17 protein-coding genes, 1 rRNA gene and 1 other annotated feature are annotated in these 18,427 nt (G+C 46.3%); of the genes, 3 read left to right on the forward strand and 15 right to left on the reverse strand.

The features are described 5' to 3' along the window. Window positions 1-45 precede the first annotated feature (45 nt). The 14 genes from ABR335_RS16695 to ABR335_RS16760 form a co-directional block, all read right to left on the reverse strand. Entirely contained in the window at window positions 46-555 is a 510-nt protein-coding gene (locus tag ABR335_RS16695; RefSeq protein WP_026684122.1) for an NYN domain-containing protein, read from the reverse strand. Window position 556: 1 nt separating this feature from the next. Continuing rightward, the gene (gene rlmB / locus ABR335_RS16700) at window positions 557-1,300 is read right to left on the reverse strand and encodes a 23S rRNA (guanosine(2251)-2'-O)-methyltransferase RlmB (protein ID WP_026684123.1); all 744 of its coding nucleotides are present in this window, start codon (window positions 1,298-1,300) and stop codon (window positions 557-559) included. Then, window positions 1,300-1,713 carry a Mini-ribonuclease 3 gene (locus tag ABR335_RS16705; protein ID WP_026684124.1) on the reverse strand — a complete coding sequence of 138 codons (414 nt, stop codon included), beginning with the start codon at window positions 1,711-1,713 and terminating at the stop codon, window positions 1,300-1,302. The genes rlmB and ABR335_RS16705 overlap by 1 nt, the downstream gene beginning before the upstream one ends. Continuing rightward, window positions 1,710-3,107, reverse strand: a complete 1,398-nt coding sequence (gene cysS / locus ABR335_RS16710; RefSeq protein ID WP_104851068.1) for a cysteine--tRNA ligase — start codon at window positions 3,105-3,107, stop codon at window positions 1,710-1,712. Before cysS ends, ABR335_RS16705 begins: the two co-directional genes overlap by 4 nt. After that, window positions 3,088-3,756, reverse strand: coding sequence for a serine O-acetyltransferase (cysE, locus tag ABR335_RS16715; protein WP_035182969.1), 669 nt, complete (start codon window positions 3,754-3,756; stop codon window positions 3,088-3,090). Before cysE ends, cysS begins: the two co-directional genes overlap by 20 nt. 128 nt (window positions 3,757-3,884) lie before the next feature. After that, window positions 3,885-4,113: a binding site (T-box leader), on the reverse strand. A 44-nt stretch (window positions 4,114-4,157) separates the two neighbouring features. Beyond that, entirely contained in the window at window positions 4,158-5,618 is a 1,461-nt protein-coding gene (gene gltX / locus ABR335_RS16720) for a glutamate--tRNA ligase (protein ID WP_061086775.1), read from the reverse strand. Window positions 5,619-6,170: 552 nt separating this feature from the next. Continuing rightward, the gene (ispF, locus tag ABR335_RS16725; protein WP_014096523.1) at window positions 6,171-6,647 is read right to left on the reverse strand and encodes a 2-C-methyl-D-erythritol 2,4-cyclodiphosphate synthase; all 477 of its coding nucleotides are present in this window, start codon (window positions 6,645-6,647) and stop codon (window positions 6,171-6,173) included. Between the two features lie 2 nt (window positions 6,648-6,649). Further along, window positions 6,650-7,330 (reverse strand): 2-C-methyl-D-erythritol 4-phosphate cytidylyltransferase, encoded by a 681-nt coding sequence (gene ispD / locus ABR335_RS16730; protein WP_014096524.1) that lies wholly within the window; start codon window positions 7,328-7,330, stop codon window positions 6,650-6,652. A gap of 66 nt (window positions 7,331-7,396) precedes the next feature. Next, window positions 7,397-8,482 carry a PIN/TRAM domain-containing protein gene (locus tag ABR335_RS16735; RefSeq protein WP_014096525.1) on the reverse strand — a complete coding sequence of 362 codons (1,086 nt, stop codon included), beginning with the start codon at window positions 8,480-8,482 and terminating at the stop codon, window positions 7,397-7,399. Between the two features lie 346 nt (window positions 8,483-8,828). After that, a complete protein-coding gene (gene radA, locus ABR335_RS16740; RefSeq protein ID WP_014096526.1) occupies window positions 8,829-10,199 on the reverse strand; it encodes a DNA repair protein RadA in 1,371 nt (456 codons plus the stop codon). Window positions 10,200-10,431: 232 nt separating this feature from the next. Then, complete coding sequence (gene clpC, locus ABR335_RS16745) at window positions 10,432-12,882, reverse strand: ATP-dependent protease ATP-binding subunit ClpC (RefSeq protein WP_014096528.1); 2,451 nt, start codon at window positions 12,880-12,882, stop codon at window positions 10,432-10,434. Between the two features lie 16 nt (window positions 12,883-12,898). Beyond that, window positions 12,899-13,966, reverse strand: a complete 1,068-nt coding sequence (locus ABR335_RS16750) for a protein arginine kinase (protein ID WP_014096529.1) — start codon at window positions 13,964-13,966, stop codon at window positions 12,899-12,901. Next, a complete protein-coding gene (locus ABR335_RS16755; protein WP_014096530.1) occupies window positions 13,966-14,511 on the reverse strand; it encodes a UvrB/UvrC motif-containing protein in 546 nt (181 codons plus the stop codon). The genes ABR335_RS16750 and ABR335_RS16755 overlap by 1 nt, the downstream gene beginning before the upstream one ends. A 19-nt stretch (window positions 14,512-14,530) precedes the next feature. Further along, a complete protein-coding gene (locus tag ABR335_RS16760) occupies window positions 14,531-14,995 on the reverse strand; it encodes a CtsR family transcriptional regulator (protein WP_371836356.1) in 465 nt (154 codons plus the stop codon). Between the two features lie 426 nt (window positions 14,996-15,421). Here ABR335_RS16760 and ABR335_RS16765 point away from each other — a divergent pair, with 426 nt between their 5' ends. From ABR335_RS16765 to ABR335_RS16775, 3 genes are all read left to right on the forward strand, one after another. Then, complete coding sequence (locus ABR335_RS16765; protein WP_350346390.1) at window positions 15,422-16,372, forward strand: ATP-binding cassette domain-containing protein; 951 nt, start codon at window positions 15,422-15,424, stop codon at window positions 16,370-16,372. Further along, window positions 16,369-17,127 (forward strand): ABC transporter permease, encoded by a 759-nt coding sequence (locus tag ABR335_RS16770; protein WP_350346391.1) that lies wholly within the window; start codon window positions 16,369-16,371, stop codon window positions 17,125-17,127. Before ABR335_RS16765 ends, ABR335_RS16770 begins: the two co-directional genes overlap by 4 nt. Window positions 17,128-17,194: 67 nt before the next feature. Continuing rightward, window positions 17,195-17,620, forward strand: a complete 426-nt coding sequence (locus ABR335_RS16775; RefSeq protein WP_350346392.1) for a MerR family transcriptional regulator — start codon at window positions 17,195-17,197, stop codon at window positions 17,618-17,620. Window positions 17,621-18,129: 509 nt separating this feature from the next. Here the strand turns inward: ABR335_RS16775 and rrf are convergent. Then, window positions 18,130-18,245 (reverse strand): 5S ribosomal RNA (gene rrf, locus ABR335_RS16780). Window positions 18,246-18,427 lie beyond the last annotated feature (182 nt).

Consider the following 18,427-nt stretch of genomic DNA (forward strand, 5'->3'; position numbering starts at 1 on the left):
CGATAAAAGCTATTATACAGTACAGAATTTTCAATCGTCAACCGCTCATCGTTTTCCCCTGCGTAATTTTTCGAAAATTTCCATGACCTCTTGGCTTAACGGTATTCTTGTTGCCGGCTTTTCCTCTTGAATTGATTTTACATTCTTTTTAATCTTTTGTTCAATCATTTCCACTTTGGTCAACAGTTCGCGTGCTGAAATTCTTAAAGCGCCTTGGCCGAATATTTGCCACTGCTCAGTGAAATCAGATGTGGCCACATAAATCTGCGTGCGGATGTTGTTCAGTTTAATGGCCATTTTTTCAATGCGTTCATCTGCCGTTTCATTTTCTTTTGTAAAAATGACTTCCACTTTGTGATAGCGGTACTTTTTTTCCAGGCCTTTCACCCCGTAAGCATCAAAAACGACGATGACTTTGTCATCCGTATAGCCCTGGTATTCCGCCATGATCTCAACAAGCCGGTCTCTGGCGGCGCCAAGGTCTTTTTGTTTCAATTTTTGCAGTTCCGGCCAGGCGCCAATGATGTTATAGCCGTCCACCAGCAAAATATTCATTTTATTCACCAAGCGGATGGCGCTTCCTGTAAACCTCATACATGAGCAGGCCGGCAGCAACGGACGCGTTGAGCGAAGTCACATGCCCTGCCATCGGAAGGCGGATCAGAAAGTCGCATGCTTCTTTTACGATCCTGCTCATCCCCTTCCCTTCACTGCCGATGACAAGACATAGCGGCAGATCGGCATCCATTTGCCGGTAATCGGTCGTCCCGGAAGCATCGGTTCCCGCAATCCACAGCCCTTGCTGCTTTAAGCCGGCAATCGTTTGCGAAAGGTTTGTTACCCGCGCCACCGGGATATGTTCAATCGCGCCGGTTGAAGCTTTCGCCACCGTTGCTGTTAATGCGACCGAGCGCCTTTTCGGGATAATGACGCCGTGTGCGCCGACCGCATCAGCCGTCCGTAAAATCGAGCCGAGATTATGCGGATCCTCCAATTCATCGAGGATCAGGATAAACGGGTGTTCATTCCGCTCTTTGGCAAGTTTGAATATATCGCCTGTTTCTGCATACCGGTAAGCGGCAACGAGCGCCAGTACACCCTGATGCGCCCCGTCCGCCACCTGGTCAATCTTTTTTTTCGGGACAAATTGGACGGTCACTTTTCTTTCCCTTGCAAGCTCCATCACCTGCTTCATGGCGCCTTTTTGTGAACCTTCCGCAACCCAGATTTTGTTGATTTCCCGGCCCGCTCTTAACGCTTCCAGCACCGGGTTTTTGCCAGCAATGTATTCCTGGTCCATCAGCGCGCCCCTCCTTTCTGGTCTTCGACAATGCCTATTGCTTTTTCAATCAGCGCCTCCATCCGCTCCCGGCTGCCGGATAAATAGTGATAGCCGATCAGCGCTTCAAATGCAGTGCTGTGCCGGTATGTCTGGACATCCGTATTTTTCGGAACCGTGCCCGATTTTGCATTTCTGCCACGCCGGACAACAGCGGTTTCTTCTTCCGTTAAAAGATCTTCGTTCATCATCTGTTTTAAAACTTGAGCCTGCGCCTTCGCGGAAACAAAGCGGATCGCTTCCCGGTGAAGGCGGTTCGGCTTCGTTTTTCCCTGCAAAAGGACATGGTGCCGGATATATTCTTCATATACCGCATCTCCCATATAAGCAAGCGCGAGGCTGTTCAGTTGTTTCGGATCAAGGGTGACCGTCATAAGCGTCTCCATCTCACCCCTTGAGGCGTATCTTCAAGAATGATATTCATGCTTTTCAACTTGTCACGGATTTCGTCAGCCAGTTGGAAATTGCGTGCCTTTCTTGCTTCATTCCGTTTTTCAATCAGCGCTTCAATTTCTTCGTCCAAAAGCACTTCTTCCTCGAGCTTCAGGCCGAGAACGCCGGAAATCGTTTCAAACTCTTTCATAAATGCCCGGAGAACAGTTTCTGTCGTATTTTTTCCCCGCAAGTAATAATTGGCCTGCTTCGACAGTTCGAACAAAACAGAAATACCGTTTGCCGTATTGAAATCATCATCCATTGCCTCGATAAACTGGCGATGGAGCGAACGGACCTGTTCCAGCCATTTTTCATCATCTTCTGCCAGATTTGCACTGGATTCAAGCCGGTGCTTTACATTTTGGTACGACGTTTTGATCCGTTCAAGCCCTGCCTTCGCATTGGCAAGCAGTTCCTCGCTGTAGTTGATCGGATGGCGGTAATGCACCGACAGCATGAAAAAGCGCAAAACTTGTGGATCGTGCCGCTCGATGATGTCATGGACAAGCACAATGTTTCCGAGCGACTTCGACATTTTCTCGTTATCAATATTGATATAGCCGTTATGCATCCAGTAACGGGCAAATGGTTTATCTGTCAACGCTTCCGACTGGGCAATTTCGTTTTCGTGATGTGGAAAAGTCAGGTCCTGCCCGCCCGCGTGGATGTCGATCGTATCGCCAAGGTATTTCTTCGCCATTGCCGAGCATTCAATATGCCATCCCGGCCGGCCTTTCCCCCACGGACTGTCCCACGAAATTTCCCCCTCTTTTGCCGCTTTCCAAAGGGCAAAATCAAGGGCGTCTTCTTTCTTTTCCCCTACTTCAATTCTCGCACCTGATTTCAATTCGTCAATCGATTGATGAGACAATTTACCGTAGTCCGGAAAACTTCTCGTATGGTAGTAAACATCACCGCCTGATTCATAGGCATGGCCTTTTTCAATTAATTTTTCAATAAACGCGATAATCGCATCCATATTTTCCGTCACACGCGGATGGGCGTCTGCATGGCAGCAACCGAGCGCATCAATATCTTCAAAATAAGACTTGATAAACCGGTCGCTTAAAGCCGGCACTTCTTCTCCAAGTTCTTTCGCGGCTTTAATGAGTTTATCGTCCACGTCGGTGAAATTCGACACATAGTTTACATCATAACCCCGAAACGCCAAATAGCGCCGGACCGTGTCAAACACGATCGCTGGCCGTGCATTTCCGATATGGATATAGTTATAGACAGTTGGGCCGCATACATACATTTTCACTTTCCCCTCTTCAAGCGGGATAAACGGCTCCTTCTTTCTTGTTAATGTATTATATATCTGAATGCTCATACATTCTTGCCCCTTCCTTTCTCAGTTGTTCCACTTCCGACCGCAAAGCATCGATTTCCTGCTGCATGCTGTTCAGGCGGTCCGCAACAGGGTCAGGCAGCTCATTATGTTTTAAATCTTTTTTGATTTTGACGCCGTCCTGGACGACGACCCTGCCAGGAATGCCGACCACTGTCGAATTGGGGGGGACATCCTTTAATACGACAGAACCTGCCCCTATTTTTGCATTTTCCCCAATCGTAATCGAACCTAAAACTTTCGCTCCGCTTGCGATTAACGCATTGTCTTTAATTGTCGGATGGCGCTTGCCCTTTTCCTTCCCGGTGCCGCCGAGCGTAACGCCTTGGTAAACCGTCACGTTATCGCCGATTTCGCACGTTTCCCCGATCACAACCCCCATGCCGTGGTCGATGAAAAACCGCCTGCCGATTTGTGCACCGGGGTGGATTTCAATTCCGGTAAAGAAGCGGCTGAGCTGCGAAATCACCCGGGCGATAAAAAACATTTTCTTTTTATAAAAAAAGTGCGCAATCCGGTGTGCCCAGATGGCATGAAGACCGGAGTAAGTCAAGATCACTTCAAAATACGTCCGTGCTGCCGGATCCTGATCAAAAACCACTTCAATGTCTTCCTTCAACCGCTTAAACATGTGCTACTCCCCTTTCGCTTGTTTTTTTCCCATTCCCCGTCCGTTTATAAAATTTCTTCCGCTTTGCATTTCCATCAGCCGGATTTGTCATCGGACCTGCAATTTAAAAAAGAAGCGCCTCTGCAACGGACAGAGACGCTTCTTGATCGCGCGGTTCCACTCTGTTTGGCGGCAGGCCTTGCCCGCTGCCCAACTTTCCCTGTTAACGGGCGGCCCCGCTGCATCCTACTGGCAAACGCGTTCAGATACAGGCTCGAAGGTGCATTTCAGAAAAGGAGGGGCTTAAACCACTTTCAGCCGGCGATGGTTCTCTCTTTGAAGCGTCCTCTTCCTACTTCTCCTTCTCAACGCTTTTTCATACATCTATTTTAACCATATCATATCCTATTTTCGAAAAAATGTTAACCCGTGATTCTTTCAAGGCGTTTCTTTACTTTTTCCCTGCCGAGCAGTTCGATCAGGCTTTGCAGTTCCGGGCCGTGTGTCTGGCCGCTAACGGCAACACGGATCGGCATAAACAGCTTTTTCCCCTTTTGTCCGGTTGCTTTTTGCACTGCTTTGATCGCTTTTTTGATTTCGCCTGCTTCAAATGGTTCGATTCTGTCCAGTTCTTCAAGGAATGCACGGAGCACTTCCGGAACGTGCTCTCCCGACAAAATCTCCTTTGCTTCTTCGTCATATGTGATTTCATCCGTAAAGAAGAGCGGTTTCGACAATTCGACAATTTCCGCGCCGTAGCTCATTTGTTCCTGATAGAGAGAGATGAGTTTGCGCACCCATTGTTCTTCTTCAGGTGTCCGGTTTTCCGGAACGAGCCCTGCTTTTACAAGATGCGGCAACGCAAGCTCCACAACTTTATCCAAATCGAGCTTTTTCATATACTGGTTGTTCATCCATGCCAGTTTTTGGCGGTCAAACAAAGCGGGCGATTTCGACAGCCGTTCCGGGTCAAAAATTTGGATAAATTCTTCCCGCGAAAAAATTTCTTCCTCGCCCTTCGGTGACCAGCCGAGCATGGCAATAAAATTAAATAGTGCTTCCGGCAAATAACCGAGTTCCGCATACTGCTCAATAAACTGGATAATGCTACCGTCGCGTTTGCTCAATTTTTTCCGGTGTTCATTGACAATCAGCGTCATATGGCCGAATACCGGCGGTTCAAACCCGAATGCTTCATAAATCATCAGCTGTTTCGGCGTGTTGGAAATATGGTCGTCCCCCCGGAGCACGTGGGAAATTTTCATTAAATGATCATCGATCGTAACCGCAAAATTGTAAGTCGGCATGCCGTCTTTTTTAACGATGACAAAGTCGCCGATCCCGTCCGATTCAAAAGACACTTCGCCTTTTACGATATCGTTGAACGTATACACTTTGCCTTCCGGAACATGGAAACGGAGGCTCGGTTTCCGCCCTTCCGCTTCAAGCCGTTTCCTGTCTTCTTCTGTCAGATGGCGGCATTTCCCGGAATAACGCGGCATTTCCCCGCGTGCAAGCTGGGCTTCGCGTTCTGCTTCCAGTTCTTCTTCCGTACAATAGCATTTATAAGCCAGCCCACGGTCAAGCAGGTCTTCATAATATTTTTTATAGATATCAAGGCGTTCCGACTGGCGGTAAGGGCCGTATTCGCCGCCGACATCAATGCTTTCGTCCCAGTCGATGCCGAGCCATTTCAAATATTTCAGCTGGCTTTCCACACCGCCTTCCACATTCCGCTTCTGGTCAGTATCTTCAATCCGGATAATGAACTTTCCACCCTTGCTGCGTGCAAATAAATAATTGAATAATGCGGTACGGGCATTCCCGATATGCAAAAAACCGGTCGGGCTCGGAGCGTACCGTACTCTGATTTCGTTTGCCATGTCGATTCTCCTTTAAACTGTCGCTTTTTGTCTTGTTTTATTGTATCACCGTCTGAAAAAGCCGTAAACCGGTGGTGTGTCCGGTTCGGCGGACGAAAGATGGATTGACGTGAACCGGCGGATGGATGCCATCGCACATCTTGCAGGTAAAATATCTGCTATTATGCTTGTTCCAGCAAAAGACGGGATAATGGAATTGCCACTGTACCACGAGTGCCCCCGCCAGGCTATGCTTGTTCCAGCAAAAGACGGGTTTCCGATAACCGGGCGCACTGCTCCATTACACCATTTTCGGCAAAACATCTCCAGGCCATACACCGGTTAAAATGGTTCCAGCAGCAGTGCGGGTCCTAAACCGCACGGCTTGTCCCGATTTTGCAGCGATACACCGGTTATGTTTGTTCCAGCAAAAGAAAGGTTTCCGTTAACAGCTGCCCGGCTCCGTTGCACCATTTTTGACGAAACTTCTGTTGCCATACACCGTTAAAATGTCCAGCAGGCAGTACGTGCCTTAAACTGCCCGTTGTTTCAGCACCCTTGCAGCCACGCCGGTTAAGCCTGCTCCAGCAGTACCGCCGCCTGCGCCGCAATGCCCTCTTCGCGCCCGGCAAAGCCGAGTTTTTCCGTCGTGGTCGCCTTGACATTGACCTGCCCGATCTCCGCTTCCAAAATGCGCGCGATCGTTTCCCGCATTTTCCCGATATAGGGCGCCATTTTCGGCTTTTGGGCAATAATCGTGCAATCAAGATTGCCGAGCTTGTATCCTTTTTGTTTCACAAGCTGAAAAACATGCGCCAAAAGCGCCGCAGAATCCGCATCTTTAAATGCCGCATCTGTATCCGGAAAATGCCGGCCGATATCCCCTTCCCCAATGGCCCCGAGACAGGCATCCGCTACGGCATGAAGCAACACATCCGCGTCGGAGTGGCCGAGCAAACCTTTTTCATATGGAATTTCAACTCCCCCGATCATCAAGGGACGTCCCTCCCCGAACCGGTGCACGTCAAAGCCTTGTCCGATCCTGAACATCTTCATCCTCCCCCCTGCTTTTTTAAAATCGCTTCTGCGAAATAAAGATCTTCCGGTGTCGTAATTTTAATATTATCATAACTTCCCGGCACAATATGTACAGGATGGCCGATCCGTTCGACCAGTGAGGCTTCATCCGTTCCGAGAAAGCCGTCCCGTTCCGCCGCTTCATGCGCTTTTTTCAAGACAGACGTGCGAAAAGCTTGTGGCGTTTGGATCTGCCACAAGCTGCTCCGCTCAATCGTCTCGGTTACAATCTGGTCTTTTGCTCTTTTGATCGTGTCTTTTACCGGAACAGCCGCTATCGCCGCCCCTTTTTCCCCGGCCATTGCCGCCAGCGCTGCAATGGATCCGGCGCTGATAAACGGCCTTGCACCGTCATGCACAAGAATGACACTGCAGCTTCCGGCAAGTTCCAGCCCGTTCCGTACGCTATATTGCCGTTCAGAACCGCCGCGGGCAAATACTATTTTTTCCGAGCGGGGCAAAATACGCTTCATCTCTTCCCTATCATGCGGCTGCACGGGAAGTATCAACTTTTTGCAGGACGGATCGGCCAAAAAAACTTCTGCTGTAACCGCAATGACCGGGCGCTTGTTCAGTTCAAGAAATAATTTGTTGAACCCTGCGCCCATCCGCTTCCCCGATCCGGCTGCCGGTATAATCACCTCATAATCTGTCAAATCCAATCTCCCCCGGCATCCTGTATGAACTTCCCGCGTCCGGCGCCGCGGGTGTTCCAGGCTGCATTATAACGCTTTTTCAAGCAGTTTCGGCTTGGCAAAAATCATCCGGCCCGCCGAAGTCTGCAGGACGCTTGTCACGAGCACATCAATGCGTTTGCCAATGTAATTTTTGCCTTCTTCGACAACAATCATCGTGCCGTCATCCAAATAGGCAATCCCCTGGTGATGCTCTTTCCCGTCTTTAATGAGTTGCACATTGAGCTCTTCGCCGGGGAGCACAACCGGTTTTACGGCGTTGGCAAGGTCATTGATATTGAGCACCTTGACTTTCTGGAATTCACATACTTTATTTAAATTATAATCATTCGTCACGACAATCCCGTTCATCAATTTTGCCAGTTTAATGAGCTTGCTGTCAACTTCCTGGATATCTTCAAAATCGCCTTCATACATTTGCACTTCGATCGGCAGTTCATTCTGTATCCGGTTCAAGATATCAAGCCCACGCCGGCCCCGGTTTCTTTTCAAAGCATCCGAAGAATCGGCAATATGCTGCAATTCTTCAAGCACAAAGAGCGGAATCACAATCGGCCCGTCAAGAAAACCGGTCTGGCAAATATCCGCAATCCGTCCGTCGATGACAACGCTTGTATCAAGAATCTTCACCTGTTTTCCAGGCTGCGGATGCCCTTCTTGCTCTGTCCCGCCTTTCCGTCTATGCTGCCGGTTGAAAAACAAATTGAAAATTTCCTCTCTTTTCTTAAAACCGACCTGAAATCCGATATAACCGAGCAATACTGTAAGTGTAATCGACACAATTGTATTGACAATCGGAATTCCCCGCACCGGAATGCTTGCCAGATAAGCAATAATCAGGCCGAGCACAAGGCCAAAGGTGCCGGAAAAAATTTCCGTCATCGGGACTTTTACCAGTGAATCCTCAAACCAATCGACAAAATCAACGATATAATGAATGGACCAGAAAGTAATAAGATAAAAGATAATAGCCCCCAACAGCGCTGAAACATACGGGTTGTTGATTAACACATAATCCACTTTCACAAGCTTGTAAAAATCAGGCAGCAGGAAAACACCGAGCGTGCCGCCAATCAGTACCAAACAAATTTGTATAAGCCGTCTTAACAACATGTTCACCTCCTTTATACATTATAAACAAAAAATAGGGTTTAAAACGTTTGCCTTCGTATTTTTCCCTACCGAGCCAGTTAATCGCCGCGGTTTTCTCCGGGCATTTTCAGGCTTCATGCACATCCCCTGCTTTCTTTTAAAATTTGTATCCTGCCAGCCGCTGTCTTTTCTGTCTTTACATCATAACGGATCCTGTAAACGCAGATTTGCGGCAGTTATTTGCTTATCAAGTGGGTTCCGTTTTTTTCCACGCTTTCCTTCACTTCCCAGTGCCTTCCGCTTCCTCCGGTACCCTCACGCACTGATCCAAAGAACACATAGAAGGCACGGAAATTTGTTCCCTTTCTCATCCGCCGAGTGCCGCTTCCAAAGCTTCCTGGATTGTGGAGACGCCGATCACTTGAATCTCTTTTGGCGGCGTCCACCCGCCCATATTATTTTTCGGGATGATCGCCCGCCGGAAACCAAGTTTTGCCGCTTCCTGGACGCGCTGCTCAATCCTGGACACCCGCCTGACTTCCCCCGTCAGCCCGACCTCTCCGATAATGCAGTCATCCGCATTTGTCGGCTTGTCGCGAAAACTGGATGCCACGCTGACAGCAACTGCCAAATCCACTGCCGGTTCATCCACTTTCAGGCCGCCGGCGACTTTTAAATAAGCATCCTGGTTCTGAATCAAAAGACCGGCCCGTTTTTCAAGCACCGCCATAATCAGCGTGACACGGTTATAGTCAATCCCGGATGCCATCCGCCGCGGCATATTGAAAAACGTCGGGGCCAACAGCGCCTGGATCTCGACAAGGACCGGGCGCGTCCCCTCAATGGAAGCCACCACGGTAGAACCGGCTGCACCTTTTGTCCGTTCTTCCAGAAAAATTTCGGAAGGGTTCTGGACTTCTTCCAAACCGGATTCTTTCATTTCCAAAATCGCAATTTCATTCGTCGAACCAAAGCGGTTTTTGACCGCCCTTAATATCCGGTAGGCGTTATGGCGTTCACCTTCAAAATACAGGACCGTATCCACCATATGTTCAAGCACACGTGGGCCGGCAATGGAGCCTTCTTTTGTCACGTGGCCGACAATAAAGATGGCCACGTTTTTTGTTTTTGCCGTCCGCATCAGCTGTGCAGTCGTTTCCCTCACTTGCGACACACTGCCCGGCGCAGACTGGATTTCCGGATGGTAAATCGTCTGGATGGAATCAATGACCACAAAGCCGGGATTCAGTTCATCTATCGCCTGCTGGATCACGGAAAGGTCCGTTTCCGGCAGCACATAAAGATGGTCGGTATGGATGTTTAACCGGTCCGCCCTTAACTTCGTCTGTTTCGCCGATTCCTCCCCGGAAATATACAGTACATTTAACCCGTGCTTTGCCAGTTGTGATGACACTTGCAAAAGCAGCGTTGATTTGCCGATCCCGGGATCCCCGCCGATCAAAACAAGTGATCCGGCAACAATGCCGCCGCCGAGGACACGGTTCAGCTCTCCAAAATCCACCTTTGTCCTTTTTTCTTCTTTAGACTCTATAGACGTAATAGGTGCCGCTTTGGTTTCATTTCCAGGCTCCGGATGTAAAAAAAAGCCCCTCCGTTTTGGCGTCTCCGCTTCCTCCACCATCTGGTTCCACTGGCTGCATTGCGGGCACTTTCCCATCCATTTTGGCGACTCGTAGCCGCAGTTCTGGCAAACAAACTTTACGGTTTTTTTTGCCATCTTAAACCCCTTTCCCTCATATCTATGTGTATAAGTGTATACAAAGTATCTTGAAATTGAATTAAAATCGTATAAGAAACCGCCACATAGGTTGAACGAAACAGTACTCCTTCTTTATGTGTTGCCAGAAGCAATGTTATCCTAATCGCCATTGATTTTGGCGCGAAATTTTATATATGTGAAAAAAAGGGTACAATCGCCAAAACCATTGTACCCTTTCCTGCTTTCGGCATTAAGAATTGGACGATACAGCTTCCGACTCTGCCACACTGGCAAAAGTAAATTCGCCGTCTTTTACATCGACCAATACCTTTTGCCCTTCTTTTATATTGCCTTTCAGCATTTCTTCCGAAAGGCGGTCTTCGATGTTTTTCTGAATCGATCTGCGCAGCGGCCGCGCGCCGTATTCCGGATCGTAGCCTTTTTCCGCCACTTTTTCTTTTGCGGCATCCGTCAGCACAAGTTCGATATGATGCTCTTTTAACCGGTCCGACAATTCTTTCGCCATCAACGTGACAATTTCGTTCAACTGTTTCTTCTCGAGCGAATGGAACACAATGGTTTCATCAACACGGTTCAAAAACTCAGGCCGGAACGCTTTTTTCAGTTCCTCGAGCACTTTGTCCTTCATGTCTTTATAATCGGCCTCGACGGTATCCTGAATGGTGAAGCCGACGCTCTTGTTGCGTTTTAAAGCATCTGCGCCGACATTCGATGTCATGATGACAATCGTATTGCTAAAATCAACCGTGCGGCCCTTGGAATCGGTCAGCCGGCCGTCATCCAGTACCTGGAGCAAAATGTTGAACACATCCGGGTGCGCTTTTTCAATTTCATCAAGCAGCACAACCGAATACGGTTTTCTCCGTACCTTTTCCGTCAGCTGCCCGCCTTCTTCAAAACCGACATATCCAGGCGGCGAACCTACGAGGCGGGAAGTCGAATGTTTCTCCATGTATTCGGACATGTCGATCCGGATCATGGCATCCTCATCGCCGAACATCGCTTCCGCAAGCGCCCGCGCCAGTTCTGTTTTTCCGACCCCTGTCGGCCCGAGGAAAATGAAGGAACCGATCGGGCGTTTCGGATCTTTTAACCCTGCCCGTGCACGGCGGACTGCTTTCGCCACTGCAAGTACCGCTTCTTCCTGCCCGATCACTCGGGAGTGAAGGATCTCTTCAAGGTGCAGAAGCCTTTCCGTTTCGGTTTGTGCCAGTTTCGTCACCGGAACTCCCGTCCAGCTCGAAACAACAAGCGCAATATCATCGACTGTGACTTCACTGTTTTCCTGTCCTTGTTTTGCCTTCCAGTTTTTCTTCGTTTCCTCCAGCTGTTCGCGCAGTTTCTGTTCGGTATCCCTTAACGCAGCCGCTTTTTCAAATTCCTGGCTCTGGACGGCCGCATCTTTTTCCTTGCGTACCTCTTCCAGTTTCAATTCCAGTTCTTTCAAATTCGGCGGCGTTGTAAAGGAACGAAGACGCACTTTCGATCCGGCTTCATCGATTAAGTCAATCGCTTTATCCGGCAGGAACCGGTCTGCGATATAGCGGTCCGAAAGTTTTACAGCGGCTTCGATCGCCTCATCGGTAATCGAGACGCGATGGTGTGCTTCATAGCGATCGCGCAGCCCTTTTAAAATCTGGATCGACTCATCAATCGTCGGCTCATCGACCTGGATCGGCTGGAACCTTCTTTCCAGTGCAGCATCTTTTTCAATATATTTCCGGTATTCATCCAGTGTTGTTGCCCCGATGCACTGCAGTTCGCCGCGGGCAAGCGACGGTTTTAAAATATTGGAAGCATCAATGGCTCCTTCCGCACCGCCGGCCCCAATTAAGGTATGCAATTCATCGATGAAAAGAATGATATTACCGGCCTGGCGGATTTCATCCATGACTTTTTTCAGGCGGTCTTCAAATTCGCCACGGTATTTTGTACCGGCCACAACCGTACCCATATCAAGCGTCATAACCCGTTTGTCACGCAGCGTTTCCGGCACTTCATTATGCACAATTTGCTGGGCAAGGCCTTCTGCAATGGCCGTTTTCCCAACGCCCGGTTCCCCGATAAGGACAGGGTTGTTTTTTGTCCTCCGGCTCAGTACTTCAATGACGCGTTGAATTTCTTTGCTGCGCCCGATTACAGGATCAAGGGAATCTTCCCGTGCGATCGCTGTTAAATCGCGGGCCAGACTGTCCAGTGTCGGTGTGCTGACGCTGGCCGCCGAACCGCCCTGTACGGACGCTTCACTGTTGCCCAATAATTGGAGCACCTGTTGCCTTGCTTTATTTAAGCTAACGCCGAGATTTGTCAGCACGCGTGCCGCCACGCCTTCACCTTCACGGATCAGCCCGAGGAGGATATGTTCCGTTCCAACATAGGAGTGCCCGAGTTTTCTCGCTTCATCCATTGACAGTTCAATCACTTTTTTGGCCCTTGGCGTGTAGTGGATCGTTTGGGAAATTTCCTGGCCGTTCCCGATCAGGGTTTCCACTTCTTCCTGGATTTTTTCGGCGCTTAAACCCAGGCCGTACAGCGCTTTTGCCGCGATGCCTTCCCCTTCGCGGACAAGTCCGAGCAAAATATGTTCCGTTCCGATATTGTTATGTTTCAGGCGGATTGCTTCTTCCTGGGAAAGGGCCAGCACTTTCTGGGCTCTCTCTGTAAATCTTCCAAACATCATCTGTCATTCCTCCTGTTCATTTGGTCTCCTCAAGCCTCAAACGTTCTCTTATCAGTGTAGCCCTCCGGATATCCCTTTCATACGGGCTGAGCGCTCTTCCGGCATAAAGCTGTAAAAATCCCGGCTGCATTAAAATCATCAATTCATTTAAAATTTGTTTCGAAATGTTTTGAATATAGCCCAGATCAATTCCCAGCCGGACATCGGACAAACAACGGGCCGCTTCTTTTGTTTCAATGATCCTGCTGTTTTGCAGGACACCGAGCGAACGGTAAACCCTGTCTTCTAATTGTATGTTTGAAGTCTGCACCAATGCTTCCCTTGCCGATCTTTCCTGTGTAATGATCTGCCGGATGACACTGGTTAAATCCGAGACAATATTGTCTTCCGATGTTCCGAGTGTCACCTGGTTGGAAATTTGAAAAATATTTCCGATGGCTTCGCTTCCTTCGCCATATATTCCTCTTACCACCAAACCAAGCTGATGAATCGCCGGAATGATTTGTTTAATTTGCTGTGTCAGCACAAGTCCCGGCAAATGCATCATGGCCGATGCGCGGATGCCCGTTCCGACATTTGTCGGGCAGCTGGTTAAGTAACCGAGCGTTTCATCAAAAGCATAATCGACCCAATTTTCAAGCAGGTCATCAAGCTGATTGGCTTTCTGAAGCGTTTCATGCAATTGAAGCCCTGGAGAAAGACATTGTATGCGTAAATGATCTTCCTCATTTATCATAATACTAATATCTTCGCCGCTTGACAAAATAACTGCCCCGTCACCCGCTTCTTCGGCAAGTTGCGGGCTAATCAGGTGTTTCTCCACAAGCACCCTTTTTTCGAGCGGTTTTAATTCGTCCATTTTTAAAAATTCAGCCTGCATTTCAGCCGGAAAATGATTTCGGGCGATATCCTGGATTGTTTTCATAATTTCCCTTGCTTCCTCGCTGGTAAACAAGGACGGGAACCGGTAATTTTTTAAATTTCTTGCCAGACGAACCCGTGTCGTCAGCACAATTTCCGATTCAGGCCCTTGCTCGTTCATCCAGGAGCTGGACGCTTTGTGCAAAAAATGTTCTAAAGACATTATTGTTCCCCTCCTTTTGCTTGAGAAGAACCTTCAAGTGCGCGAATTTGATCGCGGAGTTCTGCTGCTTTTTCAAATTCTTCCTGGCTGATGGCTTCCTGCAACGCCGCCTTTAATTCCTGCAATTTTTTCTTTGTATAAATGGCACCGCCAATCCGTGCAGGTATTTTTCCTTCATGCGCAACGTTGCCGCCATGAAGGCGCTGCAAAATCGGAACAAGCTGGTGCTGAAACGTCTCATAGCAATGCGGGCAGCCTAACCGGCTTGTGTTTAAAAACTGGTTCAATGTCATCCCGCAATGGTTGCAGCGAAGCACATCCGGGTCAGGTGCTGTTTCCTGTTTGAAAAGTTGGATGGCCGGATCAAAATTAAAAAGGCCCGCGAGCAGATTATCGAAGGAAAAGGTTTTCCCCCAATCCGATGAAAACTTTTCCCCCTTCTCCTGCGCGCACTTCTCGCAAAGATGGAATTCCGTTTTCACACCGTTTATAATTTTAGTAAAATGCATCGTTGCCGGCCTTTCATTGCATTCCTGGCAAATCACGGCATACTCACCTCTATTGTTACTTGTATTTTAAGGTCGTTAACATCGATTTCAACATTCTGGCACGCAGTTCATCCCGTTCCGGCAACTGGATGTAGAGCACGGAGCGGTCCATCACGCTGAGCATGATTTTTGCCTCCCGCCTTGAAATCACCTCTTCTTCAACGAGGCGGAGAATGATGGCTTCCGCATTCGACTGGGAGATGACATTGCCGATATGCACAAGCAGCTGGTCAATCAGTTCCGCATCGCTTTCAGGCCGCACTTTCATGATCCGGATATAGCCGCCGCCGCCCCTTTTACTTTCAACAATATACCCTCTTTCAATCGTAAACCGCGTATTGATGACATAATTGATTTGCGAAGGGACACATTGGAACTTATCGGCAATCTCATTGCGTTTTATTTCAAGAATTTCTTTTTCATTCAGTTCCAGAATCCGTTTTAAATATTCCTCTATGATATCCGATATATTTTTCATCAAAGCCACCTCCTGACACCTTCTTTTGACTTTGACTATATTTGACTTTAATTATACAGGATTCCTTACAGAAAATGCAACTAGGAAAACTGCCCCTTTTTCAGCATTTCTGTTTGGGGAGATCATCGAATTTTACGAACCTGGGTTATTTTCTTTCTGATTTTCCACTGAACGTTTTCGCTTTCCATATAAAATGAACAAATATCGCAGTTCTGTTGCCTGTAAAAAGCAGTCATCATGCAAATTGATGCTCGGGCTTGAAGCAAAAACTGAAGTTCATTTTATATAGGCGAGAAATTCAGTTTTTCCTTTCTGCAGCTCCGTTAAGTTCATTCCAATTCGACTTTTATAAAAAGAATACTTGATGGTTGACTCTCCTCTAAGAGGATAGCTTAACGTTCTTTTTGTAAGAAATGAGGAGGGAAGAATATGTATGAACTAATTGTAAATGATGTTTGCAAATCATTTGGCAAAAAGGCAGCATTAAATAATGTGTCTCTCAAAGTGAAAAAAGGCGCTATCTTCGGACTTACTGGTCCAAATGGTGCAGGAAAATCTACTTTGACGAGTATATTAGCTACTTTATCCTTGCCAAATGAGGGTACTGTCAAAATTTCAGGTGTAGATGTTGTTTCAAATGTGAAGGAAGTTCGAAAAAAAGTTGGAGTCACATTCCAACAAACAACTGTATTTTCGACTGGAACAGCTTGGGAAAACATTTTGATTGCAGGAAAAATGTATGGCATGAGCACTTCAAAAATAATGGAACGAGGGGAACACCTGTTAAAGGAATTTGATTTATTCCAGGTATCCAATGATCTGGTTGGGACTTACTCGGGTGGAATGAAAAGAAAATTGGATATCGCGATAAGTTTGCTTTATAAACCAGAAGTCCTTTTACTGGATGAACCTACAGCTGGATTAGACCCAGAGTCGAGAACTACCCTATGGAAAATCGTTACAAAAATTTCTCAAGATGAAGGGACGACAATTTTTGTAACAACACACTATTTAGAGGAATTGAATGACCTTGCAACTGAAATTGCATTGATCAACCATGGAAAGATACTGGATATTGGGACGCCAAAAGAACTGATCAATAAACTTGCGGCTGATCAAATCGAGATTCATTATCGAAAGTTACATTTGTCCAACGTTCAAAAAATCGAAGAATATATTTCTGATTTGAAAGAGGTCGTCCGTTACGAATTAAAACCAACAACATTAACCATTATGACGAGTCAGGGACAACAAATTCTGTCTAAATTATTGAGGTACTTAATTCAAAGTAACGTAGAAATTGAATTTAGTGAACTGAAACAGGCAACGTTAAATGACGTTTATTTAGCGAACTTTAATGAGAAAGGAGTAGAGCAATGAATAACATAACATTCGTTTTGTTATTAGCAAAAAAGAGACTAACACCGGTAATTAAAAATCCAATAGCCATTATCATTTCAATGTTCCAACCATTGATTTTCCTAGTGCTGTTTGGCACGATATTTTCAAACATATCTTCCGTGAGTGGGTTTGATGAATCCAGTTATGTATCGTATATTTTACCGGGAATTCTGGTCATGAATGCTTTATTTGGCGGAATCTATCTAGGAATGAGTACGTTAGATGATATGAGAGAAGGAATATTTAACCGATATTTAATCGCTCCGAAGAATAACCTAATTTTTATCATTGGTGATTTAGTCTACATTTTCGTTTTTCAATTGATTCAATCCAACTTGTTAGTAATAATTGGCTATTTTATGGGGTTCAGACTGCCAATAGGAATCGTTTCACAAATTCTTTTTCTTGTTACACCAGCATTATTTTCGTGTCTAATCGGAGCGATTTCAATTGGAATTGCCGTTCTAACCAAAAAGCACTCAACAATGATCACGGTCATGCAGTTTTTCTCTTTCCCGTTGATTTTCTTGTCTTCTGCCTTTATGCCAAGCAATTTATTACCAAAATGGATAAGTATCCTGTCAAAAATAAATCCAGTTGACTGGGTAGTTAGAGCATCACAGTCTACTTTCAACCATTCGCCCGCAATCAACTACTATTTATTGATTATTTCATGTCTTGTTATGGCTGTTTTCTTTTGTAAATTCACGTATGATGTTCAAAGAAAAAAGTGACATAAACGTGTTGACTCTTACCTTAGAGGATATTTTAGTATAAAGAGCAATGAAAGGGGGAGGAAAAATGTATACCGTTCATGAAGTTGCAAAACTAGCACATACAACAGTAAAGACATTACACCATTATCACAAAATCGGTCTTTTGATTCCGGAGCAAACGACAGAAGCCAGCTATCGCTTATACGGAAAAAAAGATTTAGAACGATTACAACAAAGCCTTTTTTACAAAGAATTGGATTTTCCTCTCAAGGAAATTAAAAAATTATTGGATAGAGAAATCGACAGGGAGGATACGTTGATTCAGCAAAAATATTTATTAGAACAAAAAGTTGAACGATTTAAAGAACTAATCAAGACAATCAATTCATCCATTAAAAATGCCAAAGAAGGAGTCGATTTAGATATAAAAACCATGTTTAAAGGTTTTGAAACGGAAGACGAATGGCAAGAAGCCTTAAAAGACCAAAACGAACATTTGAAAAAACAATGATTTTGACTTGTCGAATCAGGCAATTGATATAGAATCCATGAACGACTCTGCCATGGAAGCAATATCATTTAATGAAGATATGATTCGGTTCTTACATGAAGGTTTCTCTCCAAATGATTCAAAAGTTTTAAATCGTGTAAAAAAACATTTATCCTTTTTAGAAAAAAAGATCATCCATCAACGCCGCAGGACTTTCTAAATCAGACGGAGTTTTTCATCGTTGACGACTTTCATAGAAATATGCTTGAGCAATGGCAAGTGGGTTACGCTTACTTTCTAAATAAAGTAGCAGCTTGTTATATGGCAAATAATAAATAGAATCCATACCTAACAATAACAATAATAAAGGTATCCTTTTTTAAATGGTTTGATTCCCTTCCACCTGGTTGACTAAAGATATGAAATGAACATTCGAAAGCTAAATCATTGTCGTTTTCCTTATGAAAATTTTTGTATCTCCCCTATTTACACACTCAAAAAGGCCAGCTGATTCAGCTGGCCTTCTGTTTGCCCGGCAACGTCCTACTCTCGCAGGGGGAGACCCCCAACTACCATCGGCGCTGGAAAGCTTAACTTCCGTGTTCGGGATGGGAACGGGTGTGACCTTTCCGCCATTATCACCGGACCTGTATAATTTTGGGATGTGTTCCCTGAAAACCGGATGGGAGAAAAAACTGTAAACTGAGAACGCGTTTCTAATTCTAACTTTGAGAATTGTCTAGCTCCGGGCGCTATCGGCTAGTGAACTTCCCGTCCCCCTTTCCTACGATAAGTCAACATCGACTCGCCTTTAGGGCTCGTCGTGTT

This window comes from Heyndrickxia faecalis (genome assembly GCF_040267745.1).
Lineage (GTDB): Bacteria > Bacillota > Bacilli > Bacillales > Bacillaceae_C > Weizmannia > Weizmannia faecalis.

Coding starts and splice junctions, on each gene's coding strand:
- ABR335_RS16695 (WP_026684122.1), bottom strand. CDS start 555: ATGAATATTTTGCTGGTGGACGGCTATAACATCATTGGCGCCTGGCCG.
- rlmB (WP_026684123.1), bottom strand. CDS start 1,300: ATGGACCAGGAATACATTGCTGGCAAAAACCCGGTGCTGGAAGCGTTA.
- ABR335_RS16705 (WP_026684124.1), bottom strand. CDS start 1,713: ATGACGGTCACCCTTGATCCGAAACAACTGAACAGCCTCGCGCTTGCT.
- cysS (WP_104851068.1), bottom strand. CDS start 3,107: ATGAGCATTCAGATATATAATACATTAACAAGAAAGAAGGAGCCGTTT.
- cysE (WP_035182969.1), bottom strand. CDS start 3,756: ATGTTTAAGCGGTTGAAGGAAGACATTGAAGTGGTTTTTGATCAGGAT.
- gltX (WP_061086775.1), bottom strand. CDS start 5,618: ATGGCAAACGAAATCAGAGTACGGTACGCTCCGAGCCCGACCGGTTTT.
- ispF (WP_014096523.1), bottom strand. CDS start 6,647: ATGTTCAGGATCGGACAAGGCTTTGACGTGCACCGGTTCGGGGAGGGA.
- ABR335_RS16735 (WP_014096525.1), bottom strand. CDS start 8,482: ATGTTGTTAAGACGGCTTATACAAATTTGTTTGGTACTGATTGGCGGC.
- radA (WP_014096526.1), bottom strand. CDS start 10,199: ATGGCAAAAAAAACCGTAAAGTTTGTTTGCCAGAACTGCGGCTACGAG.
- clpC (WP_014096528.1), bottom strand. CDS start 12,882: ATGATGTTTGGAAGATTTACAGAGAGAGCCCAGAAAGTGCTGGCCCTT.
- ABR335_RS16750 (WP_014096529.1), bottom strand. CDS start 13,966: ATGTCTTTAGAACATTTTTTGCACAAAGCGTCCAGCTCCTGGATGAAC.
- ABR335_RS16765 (WP_350346390.1), top strand. CDS start 15,422: ATGTATGAACTAATTGTAAATGATGTTTGCAAATCATTTGGCAAAAAG.
- ABR335_RS16770 (WP_350346391.1), top strand. CDS start 16,369: ATGAATAACATAACATTCGTTTTGTTATTAGCAAAAAAGAGACTAACA.
- ABR335_RS16775 (WP_350346392.1), top strand. CDS start 17,195: ATGTATACCGTTCATGAAGTTGCAAAACTAGCACATACAACAGTAAAG.